This is a genomic window from Pseudomonas sp. E1BtOHC1, from assembly GCF_058744285.1.
Map to the genome: position 1 here is coordinate 5,822,855 of NZ_CP196023.1, position 16,201 is coordinate 5,839,055.

General features: G+C 63.4%; 7 protein-coding genes. All 7 read left to right on the plus strand.

The features are described from left to right. Positions 1-141 precede the first annotated feature (141 nt). The 7 genes from ACSSVC_RS26145 to ACSSVC_RS26175 all read left to right on the plus strand — a co-directional run bounded on the left by ACSSVC_RS26145 (position 142) and on the right by ACSSVC_RS26175 (position 16,200). The gene (locus ACSSVC_RS26145) at positions 142-1,305 is read left to right on the plus strand and encodes an EAL domain-containing protein (RefSeq protein ID WP_346632151.1); all 1,164 of its coding nucleotides are present in this window, start codon (positions 142-144) and stop codon (positions 1,303-1,305) included. A gap of 237 nt (positions 1,306-1,542) precedes the next feature. Then, complete coding sequence (locus ACSSVC_RS26150; protein WP_492611670.1) at positions 1,543-2,874, plus strand: deoxyguanosinetriphosphate triphosphohydrolase; 1,332 nt, start codon at positions 1,543-1,545, stop codon at positions 2,872-2,874. Between the two features lie 767 nt (positions 2,875-3,641). Continuing rightward, the gene (locus ACSSVC_RS26155) at positions 3,642-5,366 is read left to right on the plus strand and encodes a ShlB/FhaC/HecB family hemolysin secretion/activation protein (RefSeq protein WP_446439276.1); all 1,725 of its coding nucleotides are present in this window, start codon (positions 3,642-3,644) and stop codon (positions 5,364-5,366) included. Between the two features lie 101 nt (positions 5,367-5,467). Next, entirely contained in the window at positions 5,468-10,426 is a 4,959-nt protein-coding gene (locus tag ACSSVC_RS26160; RefSeq protein ID WP_492611671.1) for a hemagglutinin repeat-containing protein, read from the plus strand. A 249-nt stretch (positions 10,427-10,675) separates the two neighbouring features. After that, positions 10,676-11,302 (plus strand): response regulator, encoded by a 627-nt coding sequence (locus ACSSVC_RS26165; RefSeq protein WP_404937435.1) that lies wholly within the window; start codon positions 10,676-10,678, stop codon positions 11,300-11,302. A gap of 43 nt (positions 11,303-11,345) precedes the next feature. Next, positions 11,346-13,064 (plus strand): response regulator, encoded by a 1,719-nt coding sequence (locus ACSSVC_RS26170; RefSeq protein ID WP_346632154.1) that lies wholly within the window; start codon positions 11,346-11,348, stop codon positions 13,062-13,064. 184 nt (positions 13,065-13,248) lie between these two features. Next, the gene (locus ACSSVC_RS26175) at positions 13,249-16,200 is read left to right on the plus strand and encodes an HD domain-containing phosphohydrolase (protein ID WP_492611672.1); all 2,952 of its coding nucleotides are present in this window, start codon (positions 13,249-13,251) and stop codon (positions 16,198-16,200) included. Position 16,201: the final 1 nt, after the last annotated feature.

Below are 16,201 nucleotides of genomic sequence, written 5' to 3' on the forward strand. Positions count from 1 at the left end.
GGCCCCCTTACCCAGGGGCCGATCCAGGGTGTGTGAAAACGCCGTATTGCCGAAAACGGCAGTGTTCACACAGCCTGGACGCCTGTCTGTCTACCCGACAGCCTCAGCTCCCTACCAACAAGACTCTGATAAGGAGGCCCTGTGATCGACGGGCAACCGCTCGCCTGCTTCCAGCCATTTATCGATACCGCTACCGGGCGCATCGCCGGGGTCGAAGCCCTGGGCCGCCTGCGCCAGGGCAATGGGCAACTGGCGTCGGTGGGGCCGCTGTTCGCCGATCCCCGCACCCCTTCCAGCGCCTTGCGCCGTCTTGATCGCCTGGTCCGCGACGACGCTTTGCGCCGCCTCCACGAAGCCCCGGCGGACTGGTTCCTGAGCCTGAACATTTCCCCACGCTGGATCAGTCGATTGCGGCCAGGCCAGCCATTGCCCAGCCTCAAGCAGTTGCAGCAAAACGATGTCGATCCACGGCGCATCGTCTTCGAGATCACCGAGCTGGGGGGCAACAGCCAGCGCCTGACGGAGGTGGTGGCGCGCTATCGCCAGGCGGGGGCGCGAATCGCCATCGACGATTTCGGCGCCGGCTACTCGCAACTGGACCGGGTACTGGCGCTGCAACCGGACATCCTCAAGCTCGACATGCGCCTGTTTCAGGCCGCTGCCCGGGGCGGGCCCAGCAGCGATGTGGTCAAGGCCCTGGCACAGATGGCGGAAAAAACCGGCTGCTGGATCATCGCCGAAGGAGTGGAAACCGAGGCCGAACTGGATTTCGCCCTGGAGTGCGGTTCCCGTTATGTACAGGGCTTCCTGTTTGCCCGGGCCGAGGAACAGCTGTTCGCCAGCGATGCCTTTGTCCAGCCCTTCGCCCGCCTGCGGGAGCGCTATGTGCGGCACAAGCTGGCCGAACGCAACCGCCTGATGCGCATGCGCCAGCAACTGGCAGAGCTGATGAACCTGTTGCAGGCCTGGGCCCAGGCTCAGGCCCCCATCAGCCAACTGCCCGCAGTGGAGGCCTTTCCCTGGCTGCTGCGTTTCTACCAGTGCGACCGTCACGGCACCCAACTGACGCCCAACCTGGAATGGCGCCACAACCGCTGGCAGGCCGACAGCAGCTACGTGGGCCACAACTGGTCCTGGCGCCCGTACTTCTATCACCTGCTGGCCGAAGGCTGGGAAGAGCGCCGCCTGACCCTGTCCAACACCTACCGCGACGCCACCAGCAACCAGTATTGCCTGACTGCCGGCCAGTTCTTCGACAACGGCCAGCGCCTGTTGCTGATCGATATCGACGCTGCCGGCCTGTAACCCCACCCCATCTGCCGGCGAGCGCGGCGACGTGATGGATGCACGACCTACGGGCCCTTTCGCCGGCAGCCGGCTCCTACAGGTGAGGCGCAGGCCAGGCCATTGCCGTGCAGGAGCTGGCTTGCCAGCGAAGGCGTCCGCCAGATGGATACATGAGCGCAGGCCATGCGCCTCTTGCGGCCACGCCCGGGAACCCGGAAGCTGGGCGCCTCAGTTTTTTTTCGGAGAGACCCCGCCTTGGATTGGCAGACCCTGCTCACCCGCGAACGCCTCGGAAAGCCAGTGCACAGCCCAGAAGAACTCGGCCGTAGCCCTTTCCATAAAGACCATGACCGCATCATCTTCTCCGGCGCCTTCCGCCGCCTGGGGCGCAAGACCCAGGTGCACCCGGTGTCCAGCAACGACCATATCCATACCCGCCTGACCCACTCCCTGGAAGTCAGTTGCGTCGGTCGTTCCCTGGGCATGCGCGTGGGCGAGACTCTACGTGGCGCCCTGCCCGACTGGTGCGAACCCAGCGACCTGGGGATGGTGGTGCAATCCGCCTGCCTGGCCCACGACATCGGCAACCCGCCCTTCGGCCATTCCGGCGAAGACGCCATCCGCCACTGGTTCCAGCAGGCCGCCGGACGCGGCTGGCTTGACGCCATGAGCGAGGCGGAGCGCCTGGACTTCCTCAATTTCGAAGGCAATGCCCAGGGTTTCCGGGTCCTGACTCAGTTGGAGTATCACCAGTTCGACGGCGGCACCCGGCTGACCTACGCCACCCTCGGCACCTACCTCAAATACCCCTGGACCGCGCGCCACGCCGACTCCCTGGGCTACAAGAAACACAAGTTCGGCTGCTACCAGAGCGAACTGCCGCTGCTGGAACAGATCGCCCACAAGCTGGGCCTGCCGCAGTTGGAGGAACAGCGCTGGGCCCGGCATCCGCTGGTGTACCTGATGGAAGCGGCGGACGACATCTGCTACGCCCTGATCGACCTCGAAGACGGCCTGGAGATGGACCTGCTGGAGTACGCGGAGGTCGAGGCCCTGCTGTTGGGGCTGGTGGGCGACGACCTGCCAGAAACCTATCGCCAGCTGGGCCCGGGGGACTCTCGCCGACGGCGCCTGGCGATCTTGCGGGGCAAGGCCATCGAGCATTTGACCAACGCCGCCGCCCGGGCCTTTGTCGAACAGCAGGACGCCCTGCTGGCCGGCACCCTGCACGGCGACCTGGTGGAGCACATGCACGGCCCAGCCAAGCGCTGCGTGCTCAACGCCAAGGACGTAGCACGGCGCAAGATCTTCCAGGACAAGCGCAAGACCCTGCACGAGATCGGCGCCTACACCACCCTGGAAATACTCCTGAACTCCTTCTGCGGTGCCGCACTGGAGCAGCACGGCGGCAAGACTCCGTCGTTCAAGAACCGGCGGACTCTCGATCTGCTGGGCAACAATGCACCGGACCCGAACTGGCCGCTGCACAAGTCGTTCCTGCGGATGATCGACTTCATCGCTGGCATGACCGACAGCTATGCCAGTGAAATGGCCCGGGAAATGACCGGGCGCTCAAGCCCGCAATGACCCTCCTCCATCAAGTGCCTGGCTGCGGCGCCAGGCACTTGATATGACCTGCAACATCCAATCGACAACTAAGGGATTCCCCTAGACGGGCCATCACAACAACGACCCGTGAACTTCGAATATGCGCCGAGACAGGGGGCAGCACACTCGTGATTCCGGGCATCTCACTCTGGAGCTTCACTATAAGGAATTCCCTGACAATCATTACTTCAATTAAAAACAGGCGAGACTAGAGCAACTACTCGAATAGAAAGAGCAACTAGCCATAAACACTCACCGCAGTCGTTAACGTTATTGCCCCGTCATCACAGAATTACACACTTCACCTGGATTCAACCAAACATCCTACCTTTCAAAAAACCTCATAATTCGCTGCACCCCTTGCCGATCAAGGCCGACAGGAAAATTTTGTTAGCCTTCTATGCATTTACAATTTACGTACAAATCGAGTTTTTGCTTTCGGATAGTCTCAATTTCATCCAGTAATTTCCCCGCTGACCACCCCCGGAAAAATTAATTTCACACTGCGCTGTAACGTTTCGACCAGCACTCACTCAACCCTTTTGTCATAACCTGAATTTGCACTGAAGCACCCGGCTCTCACTCAGGATTTGTCACTCTCGAGCACTTGAAGATTGGCCCCCGATATAGATATCGACGGCGCCTCATATTCACAGTGCAGAACTTAAAGCGACGTCACTAGTTGAGCCTCACCGATCGGCTTTTCTGTTGTTCGTCACTTGGTCTTTTTACAGTAAGGATGCCAAGTGCCCTATTCATCACGCACTGACCGCTCCCTTCTCGCCCACACCGGCAACTGGTGCCTGGGACTGGTACTGGGTCTGACCTGCCTGACCCCGGCCTTGGCCGACGACCTGCAACCAGGCCAGGAAGCCCTGCGCCTGCAGCAGCAACAGCAACGGGACCTGCAGCAGTTGCAACTGGAGCAGCGCCAGCGGCAGATGCAGCGCGGCAGCTTCAGCAGCACCCCGGCCACGCCCACCCTGCCGGAACAGACCGCCAGCGACAGCCGCTGCTGGCCCCTGAGCGGCACCCGCATCGGTGGCGTCAGTCTGTTCGCCAAGACCCGGCTCAATGACTACATCAAGCCGTACGTAGCGCCGTGCATGGGGGTCAATCAGATCAACCAGCTGCTGGCAGCCATCACCCGTCTCTACGTCGAGGCCGGCTACATCGCCAGCCGCCCCTACCTGGCCAGCACCCCGGCTGCCGGCCACAGCCTGGATATCCTGGTGGAAGAAGGCTACGTCGAAGCCATCGAACTGGCCGACCAGAGCCTGCCAGTCTCCTTGGGCGGGGCTTTCCCGGGCATGCTCGGCAAGCCCCTGAACCTGCGAGACCTGGAGCAGGGCCTGGATCAACTGAACCGCCTGCGCTCCCTGGACCTGACCGCCGACATCGCCCCAGGCAGCCAGCCCGGTGCCTCGCGGATCATCCTGCGTTCGCGCAGCAGCGCCGCGCGCTGGGGCCTTGGGCTGGGTGTGGATAACCTCGGCAGTGCCGGCACCGGCCGCGACCGGCAGTCGATCAACCTCAATCTGGACAGCCCGTTGCAGATCAACGACGCGCTGAACCTGAACTACAGCGACACCCTCAACCACGGCCCGCGCTACAGCCGCAGCAGCAGCCTGTTCTACTCGGTGCCCTACGGTTACTGGACCTACAGCCTGTTCGCCAGCCACGCCGAATACCGCGCCCCGCTCAAGCTGGCCCGCACCACCCTGTACAACAGCGGCCGCACCGATATGGTCAGCGGCCGCGCCGACCGGGTGCTGTGGCGCGACCAGAGCCACCAGCTCAGCGCCAACCTGCAACTGGCCTACAAGGATGTGGACAGCTACCTGCAAAAAGCCCACCTGCAGATCCAGAGCCCGACCCTGACCGTGGCCGAGGCGGGGCTCAACCTGTTCTGGCTCAACAGCGCGGTATGGAACCTGGATGTCAATTACGCCCAGGGCCTGACCTGGTTCGGCGCCGATCGCGACTCGCAACAGCTGCAACGCAACCTGCCCCAGGCGCAGTTCCGCAAGTACCGCGCCGGCCTCAGCCAGTGGCGCAACGGCCAGTGGGGCGAGCAGCGCTGGCAATGGCAGAGCCAGCTCTCGGCCCAGTACAGCCCGGACCCGCTGCCGGCCATCGAGCAACTGCTGGGCACCGACGATTCTGCGGTGCGCGGCTACCGCATCAACAGCGCCTCCGGCGCCATCGGCGCGGTCTGGCGCAACACCCTGCGCCTACCCCTGAACAGCGACCTGCCGGTCAAGATCACCCCACGCCTGGGCCTGGACAATGGCTGGATCAAGGCCGAGCACGGTGCCCAGAGCCGCCATCTCGGCGGTGCCAGCCTGGGCCTCAACCTGGCGTGGAAAAAACTCCAGGTCGACCTGGATTACCAACGCAGCCTCACCACCCCGCAGGGCTTTCGCACGGAGCCGGAAGTCTGGCTGGCCAGGTTCAGCCTGCAGATTTGATCAACCGCCGATTAGCCTGAAACACCCGATGAACCTGAGCACCACGCGCCGTTGCACCCAAGAAAGCAACGCCCGGCTCACCCACTCAGCACGAGGTTCTCATGCCTGACAACACTCATAGATTCAACCTTTCACCCCAGGGCACACTGCGCTGGACCATCGCCGGCCTGCTGCTGGTGTCCCATCTGCCCCTGGCCCTGGCCGGCGGAATCACCGTGGTCGAAGGCCCCGGCGGCACCCCACAGCTGCAAAACCAGGGTGGCGTACCCATCGTCAACATCGTCGCGCCCAATGCCGGCGGCCTGTCCCACAACCAGTTCCTCGACTACAACGTCGGGCAACAAGGCGTGGTCTTGAACAACGCCCTGCAGGCCGGGCAATCGCAACTGGCCGGGCAACTGGCAGCCAACGCACAGCTCCAGGGCCAGGCGGCCAGCGTGATCCTCAACGAAGTGATCAGTCGCAACGCCTCGCAACTCAATGGCGCCCAGGAAATCTTCGGCCGCGCCGCCGATTTCGTACTGGCCAACCCCAATGGCATCTCGGTCAATGGCGGCAGCTTCATCAACACCCCCAACGCCAGCCTGGTGGTGGGCCGCCCGGAACTGCAGGACGGCAAGCTGCAGGGTCTCGACACCCAGGGCGCCCGAGGCCAGCTGGATATCCACGGCGGCGGCCTGCGCAATGCCGAAGGCTCGATCAACCTGATCGCCCCGCGCATCGACAGCAAGGGCAGCCTCGCCGCCCGGGACCAGTTGAACGTGACCGTGGGCCGCAACCAGCTCGACTACCCCAGCGGCAAGGTGCTGAAGGTCGACCCGACCAGCCACACCCAGGATCAACGCATCGATGCCAGCCTGTTCGGCGCCATGCAGGCCGGACGGATCAACATCGTCAGCACCGCCGAAGGTGCTGGAGTCCGCGTGGGCGCCGTCCAGGTGGATGGCCGCGACGGAGTCAAGCTGAGCTCCGCCGGTGATCTGGACATCCGCGGCGAGGCCGTGGCCAACAGCCTCGACGCCACGCGCGCCGGCGTGCGCAGCCAGGGCGATATCGAACTCCACGGTGCCAAGGACCTGACCCTGGCCGCCACCGACGTCAGCGGCCGCAACGTCAAGCTCGATGCCGGGCGCAACCTGACCCTGAGCAGTATCGAAAGCCGCAAGCTCCAGGAAAAACGCCAGCAGTGGGACAAGAGCACCATCGGCATCACCTGGGAAACCTATGACCGTACCGAGACCGACAGCGATACGCGCCAGCACGGTAACAAGGTAGTGGCCCAGCATGACGCCGAGCTGAACTCCGGCGCCAATACCCAGATCCAGGGCAGCAGCGTCGAAGCCGGCAATCGCCTGAGTGCCCGCAGCGGCGGCGACATGCAACTGACTGCCGCCACCGAAACCCAGACCCAGCGCGACCAGGGCCAGCACCGCAAGCACCTGTGGAAGGAAAACTGGGACAGCGCCAGCAGCCAGCAGCGCAGCGTCACCAGCCAGCTCAAGAGCGGCAAGCAACTGCAACTCGACAGCCAGCAGAAACTGCGCCTTGAGGGCGCCGAGCTGCACAGCCAGGGCGACATCCAGCTGGCCGCCAAGGACGTCGACATCAACAGCGCCAGCCGTCGGCAGAGCCAAAGCAACCAGCAGTACTCCGGTGACCTGGTGGGCGGTGGTTTCTTCGGCAAGAACGCCGACGGCGACCAGGGCAAGACCGAGAACCAGGGCAGTAAGGTCAACGCCGACGGCAAGCTGATCGTGCGCGCCGACAGTGTGCGCATCAGCGGCAGCCAGGCCCGGGGCGGCACCCAGGCCAGCGTCATCAGTGAAAAGGGTTCGCTGACCATCGACGGCGTGCAGGACACCTCCCACCGCAACAGCCACAGCAAGGACAGCAAGTTCTTCGGTATCGCCAAGGATGAAAGCCGTCAGCAGCACAAGGACAGCACCACCGTCAGCAGCCAGGTGCGTTCGGACAGCAACCTCAAGCTGCAAAGTGCCGAGGACCTGACCATCAGCGGCTCCCAGGTCGCCGCTACGGGAGCACTGGACGCCAGCGCCAAGGGCACGATCAAGGTCGTCGCAGCCGAAGACACCCAGCACGACAGCAACAGCACCCAGAAGCGCGGCTTCGACGCCTACGCCAAGGAAAACGCACCGGGCACCGGCCAGTACCGGGCTGGGGTTCGCTACCAGGATGAGCAGCGCAACGACAGCAGCGACAGCACCCGGCAACAGGCCTCCAGCCTCACTGGCGGCACCCTGGCGGTCACTGCTGGCGAGGATCTCAAGGTGCAAGGCAGCGACCTTGCGGCCACGGCCGGCGATGCCAGCCTGAGCGGCAAGAATGTCCAGCTGCTGGCCGCGGACAATAAAACCCAGAAGCACAGCGACAGCACCACCACCGGTGGCGGCTTCTACTACACCGGCGGCCTGGATCGCGCCGGCAACGGCGTGGAAGTGGCCCACAACAGCAGCCAGGACAGCAGCAGCAAGAGCACTGCCCAGACCAGCAACATCGCTGCCAGCGGCAACCTGACCATCAATGCCGGCAACCGCCTGAGCACCGAAGGCGCCCAGGTCAAGGCCGGCGGCGCATTGCAGGTCAATGCCGCCGAGATCGACAATCAGGCCGCGCACAACAGCGAAAGCAGCAGCCACAAGGAGAACAACTGGGCGGTGGATGTCGGCGCCAACGTCGAATACAAGGGCGTCACCCGCCCCATCGAAAAGGCCATCCAGGGCGTGGCCCAGCGCAAGTTCCACCAGCCTGGGGTGCTCGATGCCCTGGAACAGCCCAATGTCGGGCTCGATGTGGATGTCAGCCACCAAAACCGCCAACGCAGCGAAAACGCCAGCACCGCAGTGGTCAGCCAGCTGAGCGGCGCCCAGGTCGCGGTCAAGGCCGACGGGCAACTCAAGGACCAGGGCACCCAGTACCGCGCCACCGACGGTGCCGTGCAGATCAGTGCCGGCAGCCTGGTAGCCAGTGCCGCCAGCGATACCCACAGCAGCAGCGAACAGGCCGTGGACGCCAAGGTTGGCGTGCGGGTCTACACCAACACCGGTGAAGACCTGAACATCCGCGCCAGTGGTGCCGGCGGCAGCAGCAACGTCACCAGCAGCACCGAGAAGGCCCAGGTCGGCAGCTACGCCGGCAGCCAGGGCGTGGACATCAAGGTCGGTGGCGATGCCAGCTTCGAAGGCAGCCAGTTCAATGGCGGCCTGGGCGGCGTCAACATCAAGACCGACGGCAAGCTGGCACTCAATCAGGCCAATGACCGCCAGAGCAGCAGCAACTCCAGTCTGCGTGGCGATGCCTCCCTGACCCTGGGCACCACTCCGGGTACCAGCGGCACCAACCTCAACGTCGGGGCCGGGTTGCAACTGGATCACAAGAGCCTCGAGCAGCAGGACAGCCAGGCGCGGGTCGCCAGCATCCAGGGCCAGGGACCGGTCAACCTCAAGAGTGCAACCGACCTGACGCTGCAAGGCACACAGATCGGCAACGCCGCACGTCCGGCCGGCGACATCACCCTGGACGCCGGCGGCAAGCTCGACCTGCAAGCGGCGGTGGACACCCACCATAGCCAGGGCAGCAACCTCGGTGGCGGCTTCACGGCCGGTGGCAGCAAGACCAGCAGCGAGCAAAGCAGCGGCAAGAGCGTCAACCTCAGCGCCAACTTCAACATTGGCCGAGTCTCTGAAAACGACCAGAGCCAGCGCGGCGCCCAGCTCTACAGCCAAGGCCAGGTACTACTGGGCAGCGCAGCCGAGGGCGACAACGCCATTCACCTGCAGGGCACGCGGATCGACGCCGCCAAAGTGGTGCTGGATGCGGCCCAGGGCGGCATCTACCAGGAGTCGGCGCAATCCACCCAGGCTCACAACAACTGGGGCCTGACCCTGGGCGCCGGTGGCAGCATGGGCAAGACCACCCTGGCCGACGCCAGTGAGCACGACTCGCCGAAAGTCGATCGCGGGATCAATGCCCGGGTCAAGATCGACGTCGATCAGCGTCAGAGCACGACTCAGCACAACAGCCTGATCAAGGCCGATCAGGTGACCCTCAACAGTGCCGGCAACGTGCATCTGGCCGGCGCCAACATCGAGGCGCAGCGGCTCGACGGGGCCATAGGTGGTGGCCTCAACATCGAAAGCCGTCAGGACCGGCTGCGTAACACCCAGGTCAACATCGACGCCAAACTGGACGTGGCGAAAAACCAGCCGGGGCTGGTGAGCAAGCTGGCCAAACCCGCCGGCCCACTCAAGGACAGCCTGCAGGCCAAGGCCGAAAAAGGCTTCGACAAGCACCGCGAAAAGCTGGAAAACGCCGTCGACAAAGGGGTGGAAAAGGTCAGTTCGGCCAAGGACAGCGTGGTCGCCAAGGCCAGCGACGCCAAGGAGCGCCTGGGGGAGAAACTCAGCCGCAGCGGCAGCTACGACGTCAACCCTGAACCACGCGGCGCCATTGGCAACGGCGTGGACAAGGCCAAGAACTACCTGGCCGGCAAAGCCGACGCCGTGGGCAACCGTCTCTCCAGCCTGAAAGAGCGCTTCTGGCCAAAAACCAGCGACAGCTATTCGGTCAGCGAGAAGAACACCGCCGGCAGCAAGGTGGCCAATACCGCTGAAGGCGTGCTGTTTGGCGACAAGAGCGGTAAGACCTCCTATACCCCGAGCTTGAAGCTGAACGTCAGCCACGAGAGCAAGAACCGCGTGGAACAGGCTTCGGGGATCAGCGCTCAACAGGGCGTCAACCTGAAGGTCGGCGGCGAAACCCAGCTCACCGGTGCCCGCATCGGGGCCAGCGAAGGTCGCGTCGAACTGGGGGGGTCCAAGGTCACCAGCACCGACCTGGCCGGCTCGGAATTGCGCGTGGACGTCGGCGCCAATCTGTCCAAGTCACCGGTCAATGTTGCCCTGGGCAGCGCTGCCGAACTGACCCGTAAACAGGACGACGCCACCCAGAAGGACCAGTTGTTCAACCTCGGCCCGCTGCGTGTCGGCGGCCACAGTGACAGCCAGCTGCTGCAAGCCGGCATCGATCAGAAAACTCCATGAGGCCCAGGCCGCCCTCCTCGCGGGGGGCGGCCTGCGATGGCATACACCAGCGCCTTTTAGCGGCCGTCCCCTACGGCCCGATGCACATCTATCCGACTTTAACTTCCCTTCACTGCCAACTGGCTGTAATACCTCCCCTTATTCGTTGTAGGACCCGTCTTAGATTGGGTTTTTCCACACTTTCGCAACTACTTCCACTCCCTCAGCTGGGCTACTGTTCGAACCTCCATTTACCGGCAGGAGACCAGCATGGGCTCAGTACTTATCGTTGATGATCACCCCGTCATACGCCTGGCCATTCGCATTCTGCTGGAACACGAGGGCTATAAAATCTTCGGGGAAACCGATAATGGAGTCGATGCCTTGCAAATGGTCCGCGAATGCGAACCGGATCTGGTCATACTCGATATCTGCATTCCAAAACTCGATGGCCTGGAGCTGCTGGAGCGCTTGAGCAACATGCCCAGGCCCTTGCGAATCCTGGTCCTCACAGCCCAGTCAGCGGCCTTGTTCGCCAATCGCTGCATGCGCGCCGGGGCCAGCGGCTATGTCTGCAAACAAGAAGATCTGAGTGAACTGCTCAGTGCCATCAAGGCCATCTGCAGTGGCTACAACTACTTCCCCAGCCAGGCGTTGCAAGTTGATCGGAGCGCTCTTGGTGCAACTTTGGAGTTGGCACAGTTCAATTCGCTGAATGATCGGGAGTTGATGGTGCTGAAACTTTTTGCAATGGGCCAAACCAATAAGGAAATTGCCACGGGCATGTTTCTCAGCAACAAGACTGTCAGTACTTACAAGAAGCGCATCATGCAAAAACTCGCCACCACTTCCATGAATGAACTGGTGGACATGGCCAAGCGCAATGAACTGATATGAAGCGCCAGATCCTGAAGCCCTGGCCTTGCCGAGCGCCCCGGCGATGATCGAAGTCCTGTGCTCGCCATTGGTCGTTATCACGCTGCTGGTCCTGCTGCTCGCGTCATGGCTGAACCAGGCCCGACTCCACCGACAACTGCGCAGGCTGCGGCAACAATCAGGGGCACTGGAACAGTCAGTGGCCGCCCTGGACACCGGCAAGCGCCAAGCTGAAGAAGCCAACCGGCGCAAAAGCCAGTTCCTGGGGCACATGGGCCATGAAATCCGCACTCCGCTGAACGCCTTCATCGGGCTGCTGGAGCTGATGCTGCAACGAACCGGGGCCCATTCGCGAAACCATGCCTCCCTGGAACTGGCCCTGGGCGCCGCCAGGGATTTGCGCGAGCTGCTCGGGGACCTGCTGGACATCAGCCGGATCGAATCCGGCCACCTGCAACTGAACCCAACCTGGAGCAGCCTGCGGGGCAGCGTCGATGGGGTGATGGGAGTGTTCCAGGCCCTGGCTCTCCAGAAGCACCTGGACCTCAACCTTGAGTTCAAGGCACCGGAGCCGGAACCCCTGGTGCTGATCGACGCCCTGCGTTTCAAGCAGGTGCTGGCGAATCTGCTGAGCAACGCGATCAAGTTCACCCACCAGGGTGCGGTGCAGGTCAGATTGCAACTGCAACCTGCGATGCGTGCGGGGCACTACGAGCTGAAACTGCAGGTGCTGGACACCGGCATAGGCATTCCCCGGGAGGAACGGCAACGGCTGTTGCAACCCTTTGCCCAGGTTGACCCGCACAGCCAGTCGCCCCGGGACAGTACCGGGCTCGGGCTGCCCATCAGCCATCAGCTGTGCCGGCAGATGGGCGGCAAACTGAGCCTGCACGGGCGCAGCGGCCCCGGCAGCGAAGCCCGGGTGGAGTTGCCCCTGGCCGGACGAGAGGGAGCTGCCGAGACCAGCCCGGCCAACGTGCCCCAGGCCAACCAGCTGCCTCTGGACATCCTGCTGGCGGACGACCATCGCGCCAGCCTGACACTGCTGCAGGAACAACTGGAATACCTCGGGCACCGGGTCACCTGCGCCGGGGATGGGCGGCAGGCTTATGAGCAATGGCAAAAAGGCGATTTCGACCTGCTGATCGTCGATTGCAACATGCCCTTGATGAACGGCTATCAACTGGCCGAGGCCATCCGCCGGAACGAAGCGCGCCAACAGCGGCCGGCGGTGACCCTGCTCGGTTGCAGCGCCAGCGACGATCCCCAGACAATCCAGCGCTGCCGCAATGCCGGCATGCACGACTGCCTGCTCAAGCCCCTGGACCTGAACCTGCTGGGCCAGAAGCTGGAGACACTCAAGGCGCTGCCCAGGGCGGACAGTTTCAGCATGTCGGTCCTGCGCACCCTGACCCGCAACCAGCCATTGTTTGTCTTGCGCATGCTCAAGGAGCTCCTGCAGTGCTGTCGCGAAGATCGCCTCGCCCTGGGGCTCATTCCGGCCGACGATCCCCAGGCGTTGCGGGCCCTGGCACACAAGGTCAAGGGCTCGGCGCAAATGGTCGGCGCCACCTCTTTGCAGGCCCGTTGCGAAGCCCTGGAGCGGGCCTGCCAGGACAATGCCGGGATCGATGCCAGCGCTGCAATCAACGCCCTGGACCTGGCCCTGCTGCGTTTTACCCAGTCCCTGCTGCAGCATCTGGATCAGCATCCGCAACAGGCGCCGGCCGCTTCCTCCCCTGCCGCGAATCCAGGGGGCTCAGACCTCGCGGATCGTCGATGATCAAGCCTCTTGCCAGGCACATATCAAAAGGCCAGTATTCCAGCACCATGATTCACCTCCGCGAGGTCCGTGCCCACGGACTTCCCGACACCCTAATCTCCAGGCAGGGCCAAGGCAGAGAGTACCGGCCTTAACTATGCTTGGTTCCTGAGCCATGCCTGATGTGCCCTTGGAGAGAATTGGAATGCCGAGCACGCCACCGCCTGCACAACGTCGCTTTCCTCTTCATATCCATATCAGCGCGATGTTCACCCTGCTGCTGCTCCTGACTGGCGTAGTGCTGGGTATCTACAACTACCAACAGACCACCCGCATCATTCTGGGCAGCAGTGAAAAGCTCTTCCAGCGCATCGAACAGGATGTGCGCAGCGACCTGAAATCCACCTACAACCCCATACGCCACCTGCTCAGCCTGCTGGCGGACAGTCCGGCGGCCCAGGCTTCGAACCTGGAACAGCGCCTGGCGCTGCTCAGACCGTTCAGCCAGTCGTTGCTGGACAACCCGGACCTGGCCTCGCTGTACCTGGGATATGCCAATGGCGACTTCTTCATGGTGCGGCCACTGCGCAACGCCGAGATCAAGGACAAGCTCCATGCCCCGCCGGACAGTGCCTACGAAGTCTGGAGCATCGAGCGCAATGCCAGCAGCGGCCAGGTTCACTCCCAGTCGCTGTTCTATGACGCAGGGCTGTCCCTGATCGACCGCCTGGAACACTCCGACGAGCGCTACGACCCGCGAACCCGCGACTGGTTCTCCAGCGCCCGAAGCGATGCCGACCAGATCACCACCCGACCCTATGTGTTCTATTCCACCCTCAACGTCGGCACCACCCTGGCCCGGCGCAGCGGCAGAATGGCGGTGATCGCCGCCGATCTGACCCTCGAACAACTGTCGTCGACCCTGGCCAAGCACCGGGTCACACCGGCCACCGAGGTGGCGCTGCTGGATGACCAGGGCAACGTCGTGGCCTACCCCGAAAGCCACAAGCTGCTGCTGGAGCAACGCAGCGCGCGCCTGATCAAGGGCAACGACCTGAACCCGGTGCTCAATGCCCTGTTGCAGGGGCAGACCACTGACGGTCACTTGCAGGCCCTGGGACGCAACTGGATAGTCGCCAGCAGCCATATCGCCGAAGGCGGACCCGGCGGGCTGCAACTGGCGTTGCTGGTGCCCGAGGACGAACTGCTGGCCGATGCCTACCGCCTGCGCTGGCAAGGGGCCTTGATCACGCTGACCACCCTGCTGCTGTGCCTGCCCCTGGGCTGGCTGATCTCGCGCATTCTGGTGCGGCCACTGCACGCCCTGGTACAGGAGGCGGATGCCATCCGCAGCTTCAATTTCGACTACCCGGTGTCGCGGCGCTCGCCCGTGCTGGAGGTGGACCAACTGAGCCTGTCCATGGCCAGGATGAAGGAGACCCTGGCCAGTTTCTTCGAGATCAACGCCAGTCTGTCCGCCGAAACCCGCTTCGATCCCCTGTTGCAACGGGTGCTGTTCGAGACCGTGAAGATCGCCCAGGCCCAGGCCGGGCTGATCTACCTCTCGGAAAGCAAGGGTTCGCGCCTGGAGCCCTATGGCCTGATCATCGATGGGCAACTTCAGGACCTGCCGCGCTTCAATATCGCCACCAAGGACCTGACGGACCCGAGACTCCCGGACTGGCTGCATCAATTGACCGACAACGACAATGTGGTCACGACCCTGGGTTTCGAACAGGCCGGCAGCCTGCAAAGCGTGCTACTGGCCCTGGACAGTCCCAGCGCCCATCTGGTGGGCATCCGCTTGCGCAATCGGCACAACGAAACGGTGGGCATGCTCTTGCTGTTTCTGGTGGACAGCGGCACCGAGGCTGACCTGGACAAACTCAGCCCAGACCGTATCGCCTTTATCCAGGCCGTGTCCGCCACCGCCGCGCTGTGCATCGAGAGCCAGCGCCTGCAGAACAAGCAGAAGCAGTTGCTGGACGCTTTTATCCAGTTGCTGGCCGGTGCCATCGATGCCAAGAGTCCCTACACCGGCGGCCACTGCCAGCGCGTGCCGGCCCTGACCCTGATGCTGGCCGAAGCCGCTGCCGCCAGCCAGGACCCGAGGTTCGCCGCCTACCAACCCAGCGACGACGAGTGGGAAGCCTTGCATATCGCCGCCTGGCTGCATGACTGCGGCAAGGTCACGACCCCGGAATACGTGGTGGACAAGGCCACCAAGCTGGAAACCCTGAATGACCGGATTCATGAAATCCGCACCCGCTTCGAAGTGCTCAAGCGCGATGCCTGGATCGACTACTGGCGGGCCGTGGCCGAAGGCGCCGAGGCATCCACCCAGGCCGCCGAGCGCGACGCCCGCCTGCAGGTCCTGGATGAGGATTTCGCTTTTGTCGCGCGCTGCAATCTGGGGGCCGAGTTCATGGCCGAGGCCGACCAGCAGCGCTTGCAGAACATCGCCCAGCGCACCTGGAGCCGGACCCTGGATGATCGCCTGGGAGTTTCCTGGGAAGAGCAGCAACGCCAGGAGCGCACACCGGCGCCCAGCCTGCCGGTGCAGGAGCGACTGCTGGCGGACAAGCCGGAACATCTGCTGGAGCGCAGTGCCGTGGAGATCATGGCGGCGGACAATCCCTGGGGCTTCAAGCTCCAGATGCCGGCCCACAAGTACAACCGTGGCGAGCTGTACAACCTGAGCATTCCCCGGGGCACGCTGACCGCCGAGGAGCGCTATGTGATCAACCACCACATCGTGCAGACCATCATCATGCTCGAGCACCTGCCCTTCCCCAGCCACTTGCAGAACGTGGCGGAGATCGCCGGCGGCCATCACGAGAAAATGGACGGCAGCGGCTACCCCAAACAGCTCAAGCGCGAGCAGATGAGCCTGCCGGCGCGGATGATGGCGATTGCCGATATTTTCGAGGCCCTGACTGCGGCAGACCGTCCCTACAAGAAGGGCAAGACCCTGAGTGAAGCGCTGAACATCATGGCCATGATGTGCCGCGACGCCCACATCGACCCGGAATTGTTCGAGTTGTTCATCCAGCAACGGATCTACCAGCGCTACGCCGAACGCTTCCTGGCGCCGCAGCAGGTGGACCCGGTGGATCAGGACGCACTGTTGCAGAAGGCGGGCTTGAGCGCCCGCTAGA